This is a genomic window from Actinoallomurus soli, assembly GCF_024055715.1.
In the GTDB taxonomy this organism is placed as follows: Bacteria; Actinomycetota; Actinomycetes; order Streptosporangiales; family Streptosporangiaceae; genus Actinoallomurus; species Actinoallomurus soli.
This window is the reverse complement of the sequence record NZ_JAMXMV010000004.1, coordinates 290340-309000: the sequence shown is the minus strand read 5'-3', so window position 1 is coordinate 309000 and position 18661 is coordinate 290340. Positions and strand designations below refer to the sequence as shown.

15 protein-coding genes are annotated in these 18661 nt (G+C 71.1%); 12 read left to right on the top strand and 3 right to left on the bottom strand.

Translation table 11 applies throughout. The features are described from left to right. Window positions 1-23 precede the first annotated feature (23 nt). On the bottom strand, window positions 24-1142 hold the full coding sequence (gene galK / locus NDW01_RS13255) for a galactokinase (protein WP_252820316.1): 1119 nt from the start codon (window positions 1140-1142) through the stop codon (window positions 24-26). A gap of 162 nt (window positions 1143-1304) precedes the next feature. Here galK and NDW01_RS13250 point away from each other — a divergent pair, with 162 nt between their 5' ends. Further along, on the top strand, window positions 1305-2567 hold the full coding sequence (locus tag NDW01_RS13250) for an ABC transporter substrate-binding protein (RefSeq protein WP_252820315.1): 1263 nt from the start codon (window positions 1305-1307) through the stop codon (window positions 2565-2567). Window positions 2568-2752: 185 nt separating this feature from the next. On the opposite strand, the gene galE is transcribed toward NDW01_RS13250, so the two are convergent. Beyond that, window positions 2753-3700, bottom strand: a complete 948-nt coding sequence (gene galE, locus NDW01_RS13245) for a UDP-glucose 4-epimerase GalE (RefSeq protein WP_252820314.1) — start codon at window positions 3698-3700, stop codon at window positions 2753-2755. A gap of 97 nt (window positions 3701-3797) precedes the next feature. Between galE and NDW01_RS13240 the strand changes: the two genes are divergently transcribed. The 4 genes from NDW01_RS13240 to NDW01_RS13225 are packed head-to-tail and all read left to right on the top strand — an operon-like array spanning window position 3798 to window position 7672. Further along, window positions 3798-5102, top strand: a complete 1305-nt coding sequence (locus NDW01_RS13240; RefSeq protein WP_252820313.1) for a hemolysin family protein — start codon at window positions 3798-3800, stop codon at window positions 5100-5102. Window positions 5103-5114: 12 nt separating this feature from the next. Then, complete coding sequence (trpS, locus tag NDW01_RS13235; protein ID WP_252820311.1) at window positions 5115-6143, top strand: tryptophan--tRNA ligase; 1029 nt, start codon at window positions 5115-5117, stop codon at window positions 6141-6143. Further along, window positions 6136-6678, top strand: a complete 543-nt coding sequence (locus NDW01_RS13230) for a 2'-5' RNA ligase family protein (RefSeq protein WP_252785825.1) — start codon at window positions 6136-6138, stop codon at window positions 6676-6678. The genes trpS and NDW01_RS13230 overlap by 8 nt, the downstream gene beginning before the upstream one ends. Window positions 6679-6736: 58 nt before the next feature. Next, a complete protein-coding gene (locus tag NDW01_RS13225; RefSeq protein WP_252820310.1) occupies window positions 6737-7672 on the top strand; it encodes a YihY/virulence factor BrkB family protein in 936 nt (311 codons plus the stop codon). A gap of 6 nt (window positions 7673-7678) precedes the next feature. On the opposite strand, the gene NDW01_RS13220 is transcribed toward NDW01_RS13225, so the two are convergent. Continuing rightward, window positions 7679-9214 carry a D-alanyl-D-alanine carboxypeptidase family protein gene (locus NDW01_RS13220; protein ID WP_252820309.1) on the bottom strand — a complete coding sequence of 512 codons (1536 nt, stop codon included), beginning with the start codon at window positions 9212-9214 and terminating at the stop codon, window positions 7679-7681. A 346-nt stretch (window positions 9215-9560) separates the two neighbouring features. On the opposite strand from NDW01_RS13220, the gene NDW01_RS13215 reads away from it, so the two are divergent. From NDW01_RS13215 to NDW01_RS13185, 7 genes are all read left to right on the top strand, one after another. After that, window positions 9561-11174 carry an acyl-CoA mutase large subunit family protein gene (locus NDW01_RS13215; protein ID WP_252820307.1) on the top strand — a complete coding sequence of 538 codons (1614 nt, stop codon included), beginning with the start codon at window positions 9561-9563 and terminating at the stop codon, window positions 11172-11174. Window positions 11175-11228: 54 nt separating this feature from the next. After that, entirely contained in the window at window positions 11229-11999 is a 771-nt protein-coding gene (locus NDW01_RS13210; RefSeq protein WP_252820305.1) for a maleylpyruvate isomerase family mycothiol-dependent enzyme, read from the top strand. Between the two features lie 272 nt (window positions 12000-12271). Continuing rightward, a complete protein-coding gene (locus NDW01_RS13205) occupies window positions 12272-13438 on the top strand; it encodes a glutamate--cysteine ligase (protein WP_252820303.1) in 1167 nt (388 codons plus the stop codon). Beyond that, the gene (locus tag NDW01_RS13200; protein WP_252820300.1) at window positions 13425-14690 is read left to right on the top strand and encodes an amidohydrolase; all 1266 of its coding nucleotides are present in this window, start codon (window positions 13425-13427) and stop codon (window positions 14688-14690) included. The genes NDW01_RS13205 and NDW01_RS13200 overlap by 14 nt, the downstream gene beginning before the upstream one ends. Window positions 14691-14905: 215 nt before the next feature. Beyond that, entirely contained in the window at window positions 14906-15952 is a 1047-nt protein-coding gene (locus tag NDW01_RS13195; protein WP_252820298.1) for a BMP family lipoprotein, read from the top strand. Window positions 15953-16024: 72 nt separating this feature from the next. After that, window positions 16025-17545, top strand: coding sequence for an ABC transporter ATP-binding protein (locus NDW01_RS13190; protein WP_252820296.1), 1521 nt, complete (start codon window positions 16025-16027; stop codon window positions 17543-17545). Further along, window positions 17542-18636 carry an ABC transporter permease gene (locus tag NDW01_RS13185; protein WP_252785834.1) on the top strand — a complete coding sequence of 365 codons (1095 nt, stop codon included), beginning with the start codon at window positions 17542-17544 and terminating at the stop codon, window positions 18634-18636. Before NDW01_RS13190 ends, NDW01_RS13185 begins: the two co-directional genes overlap by 4 nt. Window positions 18637-18661: the final 25 nt, after the last annotated feature.

The following is an 18661-nucleotide window of genomic DNA, read 5'->3' as shown; positions in this document are numbered from 1 at the left end:
GCGGTGCGGGCGATCCCGGCGCGTCAGGACACGCGGTGTGCTCCGGCCGAGGGCACGGCGTCGATGAACCGGGGCGCCTCCCAGCCGCGGTCGGCGTACGCCTCGATGACCGCCGCGCGCACCCGCTCTTCGCGGTCCGACGGGACCAGCGCGATCACCGAGCCGCCGAAGCCTCCGCCGACCATCCGCGCCCCGCGCGCGCCCGCGCGTACGGCCTCCTCGACCGCCACGTCCGCCTCCGGCCAGGAGACCTCGAACTGGTCGCGCAGGGACAGGTGGGAGGCGGTCAGCAGCGCGCCGACCTCGGCGACGGCACCGGCCCGCAGCAGGCCCACGGCCGCCTGGACCCGGTGGTCGTCGGTGACGACGTGCTGGGTGCGGCGGCGCAGGACCGGGTCGTCGAGGGCCCGCAGCGCGGCGGCCAGGTCCTCGACGTCGCGTAGCGCCGGGACGCCGAGCAACTGTGCGGCCTTCTCGCAGGCGGCACGGCGGGCGGCGTACCCGCCGTCGACCAACTCGTGCTCGGCGCGCGTGTCGATGACCAGGAGGGACAGGCCGGTGAGGTCGAGCGGGACCTGGGCGGACAGCCCGCTGCGGCAGTCGAGCAGGAGGGCGTGATCCTCGGTGCACAGCAGCGAGGCGGACTGGTCCATGATGCCGCACGGCATTCCGACGAAATCGTTCTCGGCGCGCTGGGCGATGCGGGCCAGCTCCGGCCGCGGCACCTCGATCCCGTACAGGTCGCACAGGGCCAGCGCGACGGCGCACTCGAGCGCCGCCGACGACGACAGGCCGGCGCCCTGGGGCAGGTCGGAGTCGACGAGCACGGACGCCCCGCCGACGTCGTACCCGGCCGCCCGCAGCGCCCAGGCCACCCCGGCGGCGTACGCGGCCCAGCCGGTGACCCGGCCGGGCTCGGCGTCGGTGACGCGTACGGCGTCCGGCGACTGCAGGGAGCGGAGTTCGAGGACGCCGTCGTCGCGGCGGGCCGCCGCGACCGTGACGCCCTGGGCCAAGGCGAACGGCAGGACGAAGCCGTCGTTGTAGTCGGTGTGCTCGCCGATGAGGTTGACGCGGCCCGGGGCGCGCCAGGCCCCTTCCGGCTCACGCCCGTAGCAGTCGCGGAAATCCATGATCACCATGCCTATCGTGTGGCCAGTGATCCTAGTCGCAGCCCACCGGGAAGAGGCCAGCCCGGTTCGTGCGGCGGGGCACGACGCGGTGGTCCGGTCGTCACCGGGCACGGCCCGCACGGCCGGCGCGTTGATCCCTACGAGAGGACGTCGCCGATCCGTGGAGTTCCCATGAAGCAGCGTTCGTCGCGCCGGAGTCTCCTCGGCGCCGTCCTGGCCCTCGGATTGTGCGCCTGTGGTTCTTCCCGGGGCTCCGGCGATCCGGCCGGTGGCGGGCCGATCACCTGGGCGAGCTTCAAGGAGCCGACCGGCACGCTCCGGAAGATCGTCGACGGCTGGAACTCCTCGCATCCCGGCGCGAAGGTCACCCTGGTCGACCTGCCGGAGGCGGCGGACGCCCAGCGCGAGCAGCTCGTCCAGAACGCCCAGATCAAGTCCACGGCGTTCGACGTCGTCACGCTGGACGCCGTCTGGACCGCCGAGTTCGCCGCGAACCGGTGGGTCGAGCCGCTCTCCGGCCTGGACACCGGCGGGTTCCTCGCTCCGTCGCTCCGGACCGGGCAGTACCGCGGGAGGCTGTACGCCGCCCCGTGGCTCACCGGCGCCGGGCTGCTGTACTACCGCACCGACCTGCTGGCGAAGGCCGGCGTCCCCCGGCCGCCGAGGACCTGGCAGGAGCTCACCGACGACTGCGCCAAGGTGCGCAGGTCCGTGGACATCGGGTGCTACGCCGGGCAGTACGACGAGTACGAGGGCCTCACCGTCAACGTCACCGAGGCGATCGACAGCGCGGGCGGCCGTGTCCTGGACGCCTCCGGGCGGCCCGCGCTGAACACCCCGGAGGCCCTCGCCGGCCTGCGCTTCCTGACGGACGGCCTGCAGCGCGGCCTGATCCCCAAGGCCGCCCTGACGTACCAGGAGGAGAACGGCCGGCGCGCCTTCGAAGCCGGTGATCTGCTGTTCCACCGCAACTGGGGCTACGTCTACGCCCTCGCCGGCCGGACCGACGGTTCGAGCCGGGTCGCGGGCAGGTTCGCGGTCGCGCCGCTGCCCGGGCGCACCGGCCCCGGCGTCTCCACCCTCGGCGGGAACAACGTCGCGATCTCCGCGTACTCGAAGCGCAAGAGGACGGCGCTGGAGTTCATCCGGTACGTCACCGGCGTCGCCGCCGAGAAGACCTTCGGGCTGGGCAGCGCCTACCCGATGTCCCGCGCCGCCCTGTACTCCGACCCCGCGATGGTGAAGGCGCAGCCGTACCTGCCGACGCTGGCCGTCTCCATCCGGAACGCCGTGCCGCGGCCGGAGGCCGTCCGCTACGGCGACGTCACGACCGCCATCCAGGAGGCGGCCTACGCGGCCCTCCGAGGGCGGATCGGCCCCGAACAGGCGCTGTCCCGTCTCCAGGCCGACCTGGGCCCGCTGACCGCCGGGTGAGGGCGCTCCACGGCGGCGTGCCCGGCGGTGCGGTGCCGCGAACGCCCCGAGCGGTTCCCGGGGGCGGCGTGGCCGCCGGTGCGCCGCCGGGAACGTCCCGAGCGGTTCCCGGGGGCGGCGTGGCCGCCGGTGCGCCGCCGGGAACGTCCCAAGGGGCCTGCCCGGCAGGCCCCTTGGGGCGGGGTCTACCGGCGGGCGAACGCCCAGGCGTCCGTCACCATCGCCCGCAGGTCGCGTTCGGGCTTCCAGCCGAGCCGGTCGGAGATCTTGGCGGACGAGGCGATCAGCACGGCGGGATCGCCGGGCCGCCGGGGGCTCTCCACCGCCGGGATCTCGTGCCCGGTGACCTCACGGCACACGTCGATCACCTCGCGGACCGAGTAGCCCGATCCGCTGCCCAGGTTGAAGATCTCGTGCTCGCCCGGCGCGCAGGCGTCGAGGGCGAGCAGGTGCGCCTCGGCCAGGTCGACGACGTGGATGTAGTCGCGGACGCAGGTGCCGTCCTGGGTCGGATAGTCGGTGCCGAAGACCGCGACGGACTCGCGCTCGCCGAGCGGCACCTTGAGCACGTTCGGGATGATGTGCGTCTCGACCGTGTGCCGCTCACCGTAGCGCCCGTACGCGCCCGCGACGTTGAAGTAGCGCAGGCTGACCGCGCCGAGGCCGTACATCCGGGCGTACTCGGCGAGCGTCGTGTCGATCGCCAGCTTCGAGGCGCCGTACGGGTTGGTGGGACGGGTGGGGTCGGTCTCCAGGATCGGCGTCCGCTCGGGCTCGCCGTACGTCGCGGCGGTGGAGGAGAACACGATGCGCGGCGTCCCGTGGGTCCGCATCGCGTCGAGCAGGGCCAGCGACTCGCCGAGGTTCTTGTCCCAGTAGAGGCCGGGCTTCTCCACCGACTCGCCGACGAGGGACTTGGCCGCGAAGTGGAGCACGCCGTCGAACCCGGCGGCCAGCGTCTCGTGGGCCGCCTCCCGGAGGGTGCCCCGGACCAGCCGCGCGCCGTCCGCCACCGCGTCGGCGTGCCCGGTCGAGCAGTCGTCCAGCACGACGACCTCGTGCCCCGCCTCCAGCAGCCGGGCCGAGACGACGCTGCCGATGTAGCCGGCGCCCCCCGTGACGAGAAGTTTCATCGGACCTCCAACAGGCATGAACGGGTACGCTTTCAGCTCTAGTCTTCCGAACAACCCACCTGGACATGGACGACCCACATAGTCTTAGGCGTTTCTCATGAGAGAAACGCTGGTGAGCGCCGCGATCGTCCTCGCGCTCATTCTTGTCGAGGCCCTCTTCGTGGCCTCCGAGATCGCTCTTGTGTCGCTGCGCGACAGTCAGGTCCGCCGCATGGGCGAGGCCGGCCGGCGCGGCACCGCGGTGGCGAGGCTCGTCAGCGACCCCAACCGCTTCCTCGCGGTGGTGCAGATCGGCGTCACGCTGACCGCGCTGCTGTCCTCCGCGTACGGCGCGATCACCCTCTCCGAGACCGCCAAGAAGGCCCTGATCCGCGAAGGCATGTCGGAGGGGCTGGCCGGGTTCATCGGCGTCGTCGGCGTCACCCTGATCATCTCCTACGTCACGCTGGTGGTCGGCGAGCTCGCGCCCAAGCGGCTCGGCCTGCAGCGGGCCGAGGGCACCGCGCTGATGGTGGCGCCGTTCCTCGACCGGATGGCGAAGGTGTCGCGGCCGGTCATCTGGCTGCTGTCGAAGTCGACCAACGTGATCGTGCGGCTGCTCGGCGGCGATCCGGAGACCTCCCGCGAGGCGATCACCGCCGAGGAGATCCGCTCGCTGGTGGCCGGCACGACGGAGATCGCCCCGGACGAGCGGAACCTCATCGAGGAGGTCTTCGACGCCGGGGAGCGGCAGCTGCGCGAGGTGCTGGTGCCGCGCACGGAGGTGGAGTTCCTCGACGCCTCGACGCCGCTGGCCAAGGCCGCCCGCACGACGACCGGCAGCCCGCACTCCCGCTACCCGGTCTACCGCGACTCCCACGACGACGTCATCGGGTTCGTGCACGTGCGCGACCTGCTGGATCCGCAGCTCGCGGGCCGGTCCACGCCGGTCGGCGAGCTGGTCAGGCCGGTCCTGTACCTCCCGGCCAGCAAGCGGGTCCTGGCCGCGCTGTCGGAGATGCGGCGCGAGGGCCACCACCTGGCGATCGTCGTCGACGAGTACGGCGGGACGGCGGGGATCGTCACCCTCGAGGACCTGGTCGAGGAGCTCATCGGGGAGATCCGGGACGAGTACGACGTCGAGGACGCCCACGCCCGCCGGCTGCACGGCGGGGCGCTGGAGGTCGACGGGCTGCTCAACCTGGACGCGTTCGCCGACGAGACCGGCCTGGAGCTGCCCGAGGGGCCGTACGAGACCGTCGCGGGTTATCTGATGGCCGTTCTCGGGCACCTGCCCCAGGTGGGGGAGAGCGCCGAGGTGAACGGCCATCGCCTCACCGTCAGCGAGGTGGACGGCCGGCGCGTGTCGCGGGTCCGCCTCAGTCCGCCGCCGACCCCACCGGCCGACGCCGACGAAGCCTGAGAGAATCCAGCTATGCCCATCGAGCCCAGCCCGTCCGCCCCGCGCCCGCGGGTCCTGTCCGGCATCCAGCCGACCGCCGACTCCTTCCACCTCGGCAACTACCTCGGCGCGCTCCGTCAGTGGGTCACCATGCAGGACACCCACGACGCGTTCTACTTCATCGCGGATCTGCACGCGATCACGGTGGAGACCGACCCGGAGACGTTGCGGCGGCGCACGCGGGTGGCGGCCGCGCAGCTGTTCGCGATCGGGCTGGACCCGGAGCGCAGCACGCTCTTCGTGCAGAGCCAGGTGCCGGAGCACGCGGAGCTGCAGTGGGTGATGTCCTGCATCACCGGGTTCGGCGAGGCCGGCCGGATGACGCAGTTCAAGGACAAGTCGGCCAAGCAGGGCGCGTCGGGCACCTCGGTGGGCCTGTTCACCTACCCGGTCCTGCAGGCCGCCGACATCCTGCTCTACCAGGCCGACCAGGTGCCGGTCGGCGAGGACCAGCGGCAGCACCTGGAGCTGACCCGGACGCTCGCGCAGCGGTTCAACCACCGGTTCGGCGACACCTTCGTCGTCCCCGAGGCGTACATCCTGAAGGCCGCCGCGAAGATCACCGACCTGCAGGAGCCGACGGCGAAGATGAGCAAGTCCTCGTCCTCGCCCCAGGGCATCGTCGACCTGCTGGACGAGCCGGGCCCGCTGCGCAAGAAGATCATGCGGGCGGTCACCGACACCGGCACCGAGATCAAGGCCGACGAGGAGAACAAGCCGGGCATCACCAACCTCCTGCGGATCCACTCCGCGCTGTCCGGCACCTCCATCGAGGACCTCGAGCGCCACTTCGAGGGCCAGGGCTACGGCACGCTCAAGAAGGAGCTCGCCCAGATCGTCCTGGACACCTTCGAGCCGATCCGGGAGCGGACCGGCAAGCTGCTGGCCGACGAGGCCCAGCTGGACCGGATGCTCGCGGTCGGCGCCGACCGGGCCCGCGAGGTGGCCCGCGAGACGATGGAGACGGTCCGCGACCGGGTGGGGTTCCTGGGCCGTGCCTGACGCCGAGGAACGAACGATCGGAGTGGCCGTCGCCGTTCCCGATCCGTACGGTCCCGAGCTGCAGAGCCGCCGCGCCTCGTTCGGCGATCCGCTCGCCTCGTCGATCCCGGCGCACATCACGCTCGTCCCGCCGACGCGGGTGCCGGCCCCGATGATCGAGGACATCGACCGGCATCTGCGCGGCGTGGCGCTGCGCGAACGTCCCTTCCACATCCACCTGCGGGGGACCGGCACGTTCCGACCGGTCTCGCCGGTCGTGTTCGTCGCGCTGGCCGAGGGCATCGGCGACTGCGAGCGCCTCGAGTACGAGGTCCGGCGCGGCCCGCTCGCGGTCGAACGCGCCTTCCCGTACCACCCGCACGTGACCGTCGCCCACCACCTCCCGGACGACCTGCTCGATCAGGCGTTCAAGGAGCTCGCCGCGTACGAGGCCGAGTTCCCCGTGGACGGCTTCTCGCTGTACGAGCACGGGCTGGACGGCGTGTGGCGGCCCCGGTGGCACTTCCCGTTCGGCGGCCGCGCATACCGTTCATGATTGCTTACTCCGGGTGAATCTTCTCGCCGGGCCGGGGTAGTCCCCCACCATGGCGCCGGTGATCAGTGGGGTGCAGCGGGGGGTCTCCTCCGTCGAGGAGCATTTCAAGGCCTTCCTGCGCGGGCTGCGGGCCCGCTGGAGGTGGTTCGACCACCTGGGCCGCGCCTACGACCGCTACCAGCGGTTCCGCGGCGACCGGATGGCCGCCGCCCTGACCTTCTACGGCTTCCTGTCCTTCTTCCCGCTGGTCGCCCTGGCGTTCGCGGTGATGGGGTACGCCGTGGCGATCAGCCCCGGCGCCCGCGACTACGTCACCAAGGCGATCTACCAGCTCCTGCCCGGCCTCGCCGACAAGCTCCCGGTCCAGCAGATCGCCGACGCCAAGGCCGGGGCCGGCGTGATCGCGCTGCTCGGTCTGGCCTGGAGCGGCCTGGGCTGGGTCGGCGTCTGGCGCGAGTCCCTGCGCACCATGTGGAAGGGCGACCCGGACTACGACGCCAACCCGGTGATCAAGAAGCTCTCGGACCTGGCCGTCCTGGTCGTCCTGGGCCTGACGCTGCTCGCGTCCGTCGCGCTGTCGGGCCTGGCCACCTCCGCCACCCACGCCGTCCTGCACCGGACCGGGCTGACCGATGTGCCGGGCGCCGGCACGGTGCTGCGGCTGGTGGCGATCGGCGTCGCCATCGCGGCGAACATCTTGATCTTCCTGGTGCTGTTCGCCCGCCTCTCGGGCACCCGCGCGCCCTGGCGGCGGCTGCTGCGCGGCTGCCTGTTCGGCGCGGTGGGCTTCGAGGGGCTGAAGCTGCTCGGCACGTTCCTCATCGGGCACGTCATGCGCAATCCGCTGTACGCGTCGTTCGCCGTGATCGTCGGGCTGCTCATCTGGATCAACGTGGTGTCGCGGTTCATCCTGTTCACCGCGGCGTGGACGGCCACCCGCCGGGTGGTGCTGAACGTGGACGAGGAACCACCGGCCCAGCCGCAGAAGGCCTGAATCATCTCAGGACGACGCCTCCTCCTCGCCCGCCTGACGGTCGGTGCCGACGGCGCCCTCCTCACCGGTGCCCTCACCGTCGTCGTGCCCGGTGCCCTCACCGCCGTGCCCGGTGCCCTCACCGCCGTGCCCGGTGCCGTCGCCGTCGGGCCCGGCGTCCTCGTCGTCCCGGCCGCGCCGCACCGGGTTCGGCGCGGTCTCCCGGGCGGACGGGCCGTTCGCGCCGAAGGACGACGGAGCGCCCGCGACCTTGACGTCTCCCGGGTGCCGCAGCCCGGACGCTCCGCCAGGCGCGTCGGGCCCGTCCGCCATCCCGGAGGCGGCGCCGGACGGCGGCCCTTCCGGGTCGAAGGCGCGGACGTGACCGCCGGCGGGCGCGGCCGCGGCCTCGGCGAGCGCCGTCCGACGCCGGCGGCGCAGGCCGATCCCGAGCCCGATGACGATCGCCAGCAGGACCAGGCCACCGCCGCCCGCCGCACCCAGCTTGGCCCAGTCGGGGCCGTCCGCGGGCGAGACGCGGACCGCGAGGGGCTTCTTCGTCGTCGCCGGCGCCGGCTTCTTCGGCTGCGGCGGCGGGATCGGGTCGACGAGGGTCCCGACCGCGCCCGCCTTCGCGCGCTCGGCGAAGCCCCAGTCGAGCAGGGCGCGGGCGTCGTCCCAGAAGTCGGACTGGGCGTGCATCAGCGCGATGATGATGGTGTGGCCGTCGCGGGTGGCGGCGCCGACGAAGCTGCCGAGCGCGTGGCTGGTCCAGCCGTTCTTCCCGCCGATCATCCCCTTGTAGGGCCTGCTGCCGATGAGCAGGTGGTCGTGCGTGCCGATCTCGTAGCCGCCGGTCTTCTCGCCCTTCTCGCGCTCCTTCTTGTCCGGCGGGGCCGGCCAGTGGTACAGCGTCGCGCCGACGTACTTGCGGAAGTCGGGCAGTTTCAGGCCCTGCTTCATGATCAGCGCGAGGTCGTACGCGGAGCTGTGCTGCTGGGCGAGCGTGAGCGGCGGGTCGTCGTCGAGGCCGTTGGGCGTACGGGCGACCGTGTCGAGGGCCTGGATGCGGTGGGCCTCGGCGTTCATCTGGTCGAGGGACGGCTGGAGCCCGCCGTTCGCCTCGCACAGGGCGATGGCGGTGTCGTTGCCCGACTGCATCAGCAGGCCGTGGAACAGGTCGCGCACGGTGTAGGTCCACTTGGTGTCCATGCCGACCGCCGACCCGGACGCGTTGACCGCGTTCGATGAGGGCTTCATCTTCTTGGCCGGGTCCAGGCGCGGAATGAGCGTGATCGCCGTGAGCGTCTTCAGCGTGCTGGCCGGCCGGTATTCGCCGTGCGGGTCCTTCGCCGCAAGGATCCGCCCGGTCTCCAGGTCGGCGATGACGTACGAGGACGCCTGGATGTGGGGCGGCGCGGACACCCCGGCCGAGTGGTCCCAGATGTAGCCGTGCCCGCTCAGCTCGGGCCCGCCGACGACCGTGTCGGCTCGGGCCGGCACGGCGTACAACGCCGGCGCGATAACACCAGAAAGAGTGATGCAGGCGATCAAAGTTCGCATGGCGGCCCAAAGGTAGACGGCGGTACGGGAGCGACACAGCGGGTGTACCCCCAATAATGCGGCCTGTGGGAGCCCGCTCGCTGTTTTGAGACGCCTTGCCGGATTTGAAAAGTTCGGGTGGCTGATGCTGGTCAAGAATTGGGGTGGTGATCCCGCCCGATCTACCGGATTCGATGCCATCCACGGGAGGCCGTCCGAGGTGTGAAGTAGGCCACCTTGTGGCCGCCCCGTAACGGGGAGACGATCGGTCGTACGATCGCACCAGGGCGACGGTGAGTCGCGCAGCCCGCGCCGCCGAGAGCGTTTCCTCAGGTCGGCGGCCTTGATTGGAAAGGTGATGGACGGCATGCGTTCGGAGTCAGGGCTGCCGATCGAACCCGTCTACGGGCCCGGGGCGCTGGAGGGGTTCGACGCCGCGGAGCGCCTGGGAGAGCCGGGCGCGTTCCCGTTCACGCGCGGGGTCTACCCCACGATGTACACCCGGCGGCCGTGGACGATGCGGCAGTACGCCGGGTTCGGCACCGCCGCCGAGTCGAACCGGCGCTACCACCAGCTGATCGAGGCCGGCACCGCGGGCCTGTCGGTGGCGTTCGACCTGCCCACCCAGATGGGGTACGACTCCGACGCTGATCTCGCCCGCGGTGAGGTCGGCAAGGTCGGCGTCGCGATCGACTCGATCGAGGACATGCGGGTGCTGTTCGACGGCATCCCGCTGGGCGAGGTCTCGACGTCCATGACGATCAACGCGCCGGCGGCCGTGCTCCTGCTGCTCTACCAGCTCGTCGCCGAGGAGCAGGGCGTCTCCGCCGACCGCCTGACCGGGACGATCCAGAACGACATCCTCAAGGAGTACATCGCGCGGGGCACCTACATCTTCCCGCCGAAGCCCAGCCTGCGGCTCGTCGCCGACACGTTCCGGTACTGCCGGTCCGAGATCCCCAAGTGGAACACGATCTCGATCTCCGGTTACCACATGGCCGAGGCCGGGGCCACGCCCGTACAGGAGATCGCGTTCACCCTCGCCAACGCCAAGGAGTACGTCCGGGCGGCCGTCGAGTCGGGGCTGGACGTCGACGCGTTCGCCCCGCGCCTGTCGTTCTTCTTCGTCGCCCGCACCACGCTGCTGGAGGAGGTCGCGAAGTTCCGCGCGGCCCGCCGGATCTGGGCGCACATCATGCGCGACGAGTTCGGCGCGAAGAACCCCAAGTCCCAGATGCTGCGGTTCCACACCCAGACCGCGGGCGTCCAGCTCACCGCCCAGCAGCCCGAGGTCAACCTCGTCCGCGTCGCCATCCAGGCGCTCGGCGCGGTCATGGGCGGCACGCAGTCGCTGCACACCAACTCCTACGACGAGGCGATCGCGCTGCCCACCGAGAAGGCCGCGCGCCTCGCGCTGCGCACCCAGCAGGTCATCGCGAACGAGTCCGACCTGACCCGCACGGTGGACCCGTTCGCCGGGTCGTACGCCGTCGAGTCGATGACCGACGACATCGAGGAGGCCGCCCGCGCCCTCATCGACCAGGTCGAGGAGCTGGGCGGCGCGGTGAACGCCATCGAGAAGGGCTTCCAGAAGGCCGAGATCGAGCGGTCGGCCTACCGCACGGCGCTGGAGATCGACGGCGGGGAGCGGGTCGTGGTCGGCGTGAACAAGTTCCGTACCGAGGACGAGGAGCCGTACGAGCCGCTGCGCGTCGACCCGGCCATCGGCGAGGCCCAGGCCGAGCGGCTCGCGCGGCTGCGCGCCGAGCGGGACAACGAGGAGGTGCGCCGGCGCCTCGACGACCTGCGTCACCTCGCGGAGAAGGAGGGCGAGCAGGCGTCCGCCGGCGACGTCTCGGCGGGGGACGGCAACCTGCTGTACCCCCTCAAGGAGGCGCTGCGGGCCCGCGCCACGGTCGGCGAGGTCTGTGACGCGCTGCGCGACGTCTGGGGCGTCTACGTCCCCGCCGACGCGTACTGACCGTTCACACCGAACGTTCAGCGCCACCACCCCCGGGAGCAGAGGATGCACGCGATGAGCGACGAGTGGCGGGCGAACATCGACGCCCTGGAACAGACGGCCCAATCCATGATCGTGCTGGGCGGGGAGCTGGACGCGGCGGACTGGGCCCGGCCGACCGAGTGCCCGGGCTGGTCGGTGCGGGACCAGTACGCGCATATCCTGGGAATCGAGCGCTGGCTGCTCGGCGAGGCTTCCGACGGTGAGCCGCGTACGGTGGCCAACACCGCCCTCGACGTGGAGGCCTTCCGCTCCTGGCCGCCGGACAAGGTCGTCGGCGAGCTGCGCGGGGTGATCGAGCGGCGTGTCGCGTCGCTGCGATCCGGCGCCGTCGACCTGGCCCAGGTCGTCACCACGCCCTTCGGCCGGGACATGCCGTACGGCGACTTCATGGCGCATCGGGCGTTCGACGTGTGGATGCACGAGCAGGACGTACGCCGCGCGACGGGGCGTCCGGGCAACCTCGACGGCCCCGCCGCCGAGGTGAGCGCGCGGATCCTCGGGGGTCTGCTGCCGCTCGTCGTCGGCAGGCGGGCGCGGCCCGAGCCGGGCCAGTCGGTGGTGGTCGAGACCCCGGGGCGCTGCTGGTGCGTCGAGATGGGCGCCGACCGCCGGGGCCGCCTCGCCGAGGAGCCGCGGGAGCCGACCGTACGGCTGCGCATGGGCTGGGAGACGTTCTTCCGGCTCGGCGGCGGCCGCGTGGACCCGGCGGAGGCCGAGGTGCAGATCACCGGAGACGGCGACCTGGCCGGGCGGGTGCTCGCGGGCATGGCCGTAACGCCCTGAGCGGACGTCCGGACCGGTGGCGCATGATCCATCTGGTCATTACTGAGGATCGCTCATAGCCGGATCGGATGGTGCCGGTCGCCCGATGGGTGCCCCAGAAGAGTCAACCGTGCATCGTGGGGCAAAGACCTCCCGAGACGGCAGGCGGTCGGCGGCATGATGGGCATCGGATCGGGGCGGTTTCGGTGCTCACCCTGGGCACCCGACGTGCTGGCCGAATTACGCCACACGGGCGGCATTAACCTGCAAGGATTGAGGGACGGAGGTTGGCCGTGGCCATCGCGTTCAACGCCTCACGGGGTGCCACGCTCGGCATCGAGTGGGAGCTTCAGCTCGTCGACGACCAGACGCGGCGCCTCCGCCAGGACGCCGGACAGGTGCTGGGGGCGCTGCCCGGGCTCAGCGAGGCCGAGCGCAACCCCAAGATCCGCCATGAGCTCATGGAGTCGACCGTGGAGATCGTCACAGACGTGTGCCACACGGTCTCCGAGGCGCGCGCCGACCTGGCCGCCACGATCGCCGAGCTCCGTTCCGTCGCCGAGCCGCGGGGCATCGGACTCGCCTGCACCGGCACGCACCCGATCAGCGACTGGCGGGACGCGGAGCTCGCGCCGATCCAGCGCTACGCCGAGCTCGTCGAGCAGTACCAGTGGCTCGCCCGGCGCATCCAGACGTACGGCGTGCACGTTCACGTCGGCATCCGCTCCGGCGACAAGGCCATTCCGATCGTCAACGCCCTGTCCGCCTACCTGCCGCACTTCCTCGCGCTCACCGCGTCGAGCCCCTACTGGTGCGGCCAGGACACGGGCCTGGCCTCCAGCCGGGCGATCGTCTTCGGTTCGCTGCCCACCGCGGGGCCGCCGCACCTGCTCGCGGACTGGGCGGAGTTCGAGGCGTACATGGAGACGCTGCTGCGCGCCCAGGCGATCAGAAGCATCAAAGAGGTCTGGTGGGACATCCGGCCGCACCCGGATTTCGGAACGATCGAAATTCGGATGTTCGATGGCATTCCGACCCTTCGCGAGGTCGGAATGGCCGCGGCACTCTGTCAATCCCTCGTCGAACTCTTCGATCACCAGCTTGATCGCGGCTACACTTTGCCCAGCCCAGCCGCATGGGTCGTACGCGACAACAAATGGCGCGCGACCCGTTACGGCCTGGACGCCATCGTGATCACCGACGATCAGGGAACCACCGCTCCGCTCCGTGACGAGCTCTACGAACTGGTCCGGGAGCTGGAGCCGATAGCGGACCGGCTCGGCTGCGCCGAAGATCTGAAGGTGCTCTCCGACGTCCTCGACCAGGGCGCTTCGTATGAGCGGCAGCGCGCCATCGTCGCCGATGGCGGCAGCCTTGAGGATGTCGTTACCGCGGCTCTCACGGAATGCCGGGAGGACCGGTTCGTCAATCCACGGGAGGTGACACATGCGGGGGCCTGAACTCCCCGGTAATGAGCCAGCGGGAGGAGGGCTGAGACCGCAACTCGACTCGTTCCTCGCCGAGAACGAGAACGATCTCATCGCCTTCCGCCGGGATCTGCACATGCATCCGGAACTCGGCTTCGCCGAGCACCGCACGACGGCTCGCCTGATCGAGGCGCTGACCGCCGCGGGGCTGCGGCCGAAGCGGCTGCCCAAGGGCACCGGCGTGGTGTGCGAGGTCGGCAACGGAGACGGGCCGGTCGTCGGCCTGCGCGCGGACATCGACGCCCTTCCGCTGACCGACGAGAAGGACGTCCCCTACCGCTCCACGGTGCCGGGCGTCTGCCACGCCTGCGGCCACGACGTGCACACGACCATCCTGCTCGGGGTCGGCCGGTTCTTCGCGCGGCAGGCCGCCGCCGGCCTGATCCCCGGCAAGGTGCGGCTGATCTTCCAGCCGGCCGAGGAGACGCCGGGCGGCGCCCTGGACGTCCTGGCCGCCGGTGGCATCGCCGGGGTCGACCGCGTCTTCGCCCTGCACTGCGACCCCCGCCTGGAGGTCGGGCGGCTCGGCCTGCGCGTCGGCCCGATCACCGCGGCCTGCGACAAGGTGAACGTCCGGGTCGCCGGTCCGGGCGGTCACACCGCGCGCCCCCACCTGACCGCCGACCTGGTGTACGCCCTGGCCAAGATCGTCACGGAGCTGCCGGCCGCGCTGTCCCGGCGCGTCGACCCGCGCTCCAGCCTGAGCCTCGTGTGGGGCCGGGTGTCGGCCGGTTCGGTGGCCAACGCGATCCCCGACGACGGCATCGCCCAGGGCACGGTGCGCTGCCTCGACGACGAGGCGTGGCACTCCGCGCCCGAGCTGATGAAGACCCTGCTCGACTCGGTGGCCAGCGCGTACGACGTGAAGGCCGAGCTGGACTACGTCCGCGGCGTGCCCCCGACCGTCAACGAGCGGACGAGCGTGGAGATGTTCCGTACCGCGGTCCACGCGGTGATCGGCGAGGACGGCGCGGCGGGCACCCCGCAGAGCCTCGGCGGCGAGGACTTCGGCTGGTACCTCGAGTCGATCCCCGGCGCGCTGGCCCGGCTCGGCGTCGCGGCCCCCGGCATGGCCGGAGCGTACGACCTGCACCGCGGCACCTTCGACGTGGACGAGCGGAGCATCGGCGTCGGCGTCCGGATCATGGTCGCCACCGCCCTGACCGCTCTGTGGGAGGACCGGCGCGCGGGCGCCGCCGAGCCCATCGGGGAGCCCGCCGCCTGACGAACACGCCCGGGTCGGCCCCGACGACTCTCGGTCGCCGCCCGGGCGCTCCACCGCACATGTGGTGGCCTGACCTGTGACGACGCGCTTTCGCCTTGATAACGGACGCGTTGCGACACGGTAGCTTTGGCGCGTTCCGCCGCTAGCTCCGACTATCGTCCGAGAGATTCGTGCCAAGAGCACATTTCGGGCGGGGTCTAATTGGAGGAGCTACCTTGCGCCGTGCAGTGAAGATGACCGCCGTCGCGGCGAGCGCGGTGCTTGCACTCAGCGCCGCGGGTTGCGGCGGCAAGAAGGCCAGCACCGGAGGCGGTGGTGGCGGTGACGGCAAGAAGATCGTCAAGGTGGGTCTCGCGTACGACGTGGGCGGCCGTGGCGACAAGTCGTTCAACGACGCCGCGTACGCCGGCCTGCAGAAGGTCCAGAGCGACCTGAAGCTCGACGTCAAGGACATCGAGGCCAAGGAAGGCGAGAGCGACAACGACAAGATCCAGCGGCTGCAGCTGCTGGCCCAGTCGGGGTACAACCCGGTCATCGCCGTCGGCTTCGCGTACGCGGGCGCGCTGGGCAAGGTCGCGCCGAAGTTCCCGAACACCAAGTTCGCCATCATCGACGACAACTCGGTCCAGCAGCCGAACGTCGCGGACCTGCTCTTCGCCGAGAACGAGGGCTCCTACCTCGTGGGCGCGGCGGCGGCCAAGAAGTCCAAGACCGGCCACATCGGCTTCATCGGCGGCGTGGCGACCCCGCTGATCAAGAAGTTCGAGCTCGGGTACGTCGCGGGCGCCAAGAAGGTCAACCCGAACATCAAGGTCGACAGCAAGTACATCTCCCAGCCGCCGGACTTCGGTGGCTTCAAGGACCCGGCCAAGGGCAAGACGATCGCCCAGGGCATGTACGACCAGGGCGCCGATGTCGTCTACACGGCGGCGGGCCTGTCCGGCACCGGCTCGCTGCAGGCGGCCGCGGCGGCCAAGAAGTGGTTCATCGGCGTCGACTCCGACCAGTACCTGACGGCGACCGCCGACGAGAAGCCGTACGTGCTGACCTCGATGCTCAAGCGCGTGGACAACGCGGTGTTCAACTTCGTCAAGGGCGTCGGCGCGGGCCAGTTCCAGAAGGGCGACCAGCGGTTCACCCTCAAGAACGACGGCGTCGACTACTCCAAGTCGAACCCGACGGCGCTGGGCGACCTGCCGTCGACCCTCGATGACCTGAAGCAGCAGATCATCTCCGGAAAGATCACGCCGCCCGAGAAGTGACGGCGGTAAGGGTTCGGGCCCGGGTGGACGGCTTCGGCCTCCCTCCCGGGCCCACTGGCGCGGGAGCAGGTCATGTCCACGACTAGGCCGGCGGTCGAGCTGCACGGCATCACCAAGCGCTTCCCCGGCGTCGTGGCCAACCACGACATCGACATCACGGTCGCGGCCGGCACGGTCCACGCGATCGTCGGGGAGAACGGCGCGGGCAAGTCGACCCTGATGAAGATCCTCTACGGCATGCAACGGCCGGACGAGGGGACGATCAAGGTCAACGGCGAGGTCGCCGACCTTCATTCGCCGTCCGACGCGATCACGCGCGGTATCGGCATGGTGCACCAGCACTTCATGCTCGCCGACAACCTCACCGTCCTGGAGAACGTCGTCCTCGGCGCCGAGAGGCTGCACGGCATCGGCGGCGGGGCGCGGCGCCGCATCCGGGAGATCTCCGACCAGTACGGGCTCGGCGTCGAGCCGGACCGGCTGGTCGAGGAGCTCGGCGTCGGCGCCCGCCAGCGCATCGAGATCCTCAAGGTCCTCTACCGCGGCGCGCGGATCCTCATCCTCGACGAGCCCACCGCGGTGCTCGTCCCGCAGGAGGTCGACGAGCTCTTCGCCAACCTCCAGGAGCTCAAGCGCGAGGGCCTCACCGTCATCTTCATCTCGCACAAGCTCGACGAGGTCCTGAAGGTCGCCGACGCGATCACCGTGATCCGCCGGGGCACGACCGTGGCCTCCGCCGATCCCGGCGAGGTCTCCGCCCGGCAGCTCGCCGAGCTCATGGTCGGCAGCGAACTCCCGGTCCCGGAGCTGCGCGAGTCGACGGTCACCGACGTCCCGGTGCTGACCCTGGAAGACGTGACCGTCCGGGACGCCACGGGCCGCGCCGTCGTGGACGGCGTGTCCCTGACCATCCACGAGGGCGAGATCCTCGGCATCGCCGGCGTCGAGGGCAACGGCCAGGCCGAGCTCGTCGAGGCGATCATGGGCATGCTGCCCGTCGAGTCCGGCTCCGTACGGCTCGGCGGCGAGGACCTGGCCGGCCGGTCGACCCGGCACCGCCGGGAGATGGGCGTCGGGTTCATCCCCGAGGACCGGCACCGGCACGGCCTGCTGCTGGAGTCCCCGCTGTGGGAGAACCGCGTCCTCGGCCACCAGACCCGGTCCCCGAACGTCAAGGGCATCCTCATCGACCGCGCCGGCGCCCGCCGGGACACCGAGCGGATCGTCGAGGAGTACGACGTGCGGACCCCCGGCATCGACGTCAGCGCGTCCTCGCTGTCCGGCGGCAACCAGCAGAAGCTGATCGTCGGCCGGGAGATGTCCGGGAACCCGAAGCTGCTGATCGCCGCGCACCCGACCCGCGGGGTCGACGTCGGCGCCCAGTCGGCGATCTGGGACCATCTGCGACGGGCGCGGGCCGAGGGCCTGGCGGTGCTGCTCATCTCCGCCGACCTTGACGAGCTGATCGGCATGTCGGACACCCTGCGGGTGATCCTGCGCGGCCGGCTGGTCGGGGAGGCCGACCCCGCGACCATCACTCCGGACGAACTCGGCTCCCTGATGACCGGCGCCGCAGAGGGGAGCGTGGCATGATCTCCAACCTGCTCGCGAAGTCGTACGCGCGGACCGTGATCGCGGCCCTCGTCGCGCTCGTCTTCGCGATCGTCGTGACCTCGATCGTGCTGTCGGTGAGCGGGTTCAACCCGCCGTCGACGTTCCAGGCGATGTTCGACTTCGGCAAGGAGCCCGACAGCGTCGTCAACACCGTGAACCGCGCGGCGGCGTACTACCTGTCCGCGCTCGCGGTCGCGATCGGGTTCCGGATGAACCTGTTCAACATCGGCGTCGACGGGCAGTACCGCCTCGCGGCCATGCTCGCCGCCGCGGCGGGCGGCGCGTGGGCGCTGCCGGCCGGGCTGCGCCAGATCGTGATCATCCTGGTGGCGGTCGTCGTCGGCGGCGCGTGGGCGGGCATCGCGGCGATCCTCAAGGTGACCCGCGGCGTCAGCGAGGTCATCTCGACCATCATGCTGAACTTCATCGGCACCGGGGTGATCGCGTTCCTGCTCAGCCCGAACCGGCTCGCGGCCAAGGTCGCCGGCAGCAACAACATCGGCACCAAGCCCATCGGCTCGTCCGGCCGGGTGCCGGGTATCTCCTACCCGGGCAGCGACCTGAAGATCTACGGCCTGGTCCTGCTCGCGGTGCTGGCCGGCGCCGCCTTCTGGTTCGTGATCAACCGCACGCGGTTCGGCTTCGACCTGCGGGCCACCGGCCTGTCGCAGAGCGCGGCGGTCGCGAGCGGCGTGGACGCCAAGCGCATGGTCGTCATCGCGATGGTCCTGTCCGGCGCGGTCGCCGGTCTCGTCGGCATGCCGCAGCTGCTCGGCGGGTCGTACTCCTACTCACTGGACTTCCCGACCGGCATCGGCTTCACCGGCATCGGCATCGCGCTGCTCGGCCGGAACAACCCGGTCGGAATCGCCTTCGCGTCGCTGCTGTGGGCGTTCCTGGACCAGTCGTCGCAGATCCTGGAGTTCAACGACATCCCGAAGGAGATCGTCGCCATCACCCAGGCGGCGGTGCTGCTGTCGGTGGTCGTGGTCTACGAGATCGTCAACCGGGTGGGCCGGCGCATGGACCAGCGGCGCGTCGCCGCGGAGCTCGGAGAGGCGGCGGCGTGAGGAACTTCGACAGTCCGGCGTACGG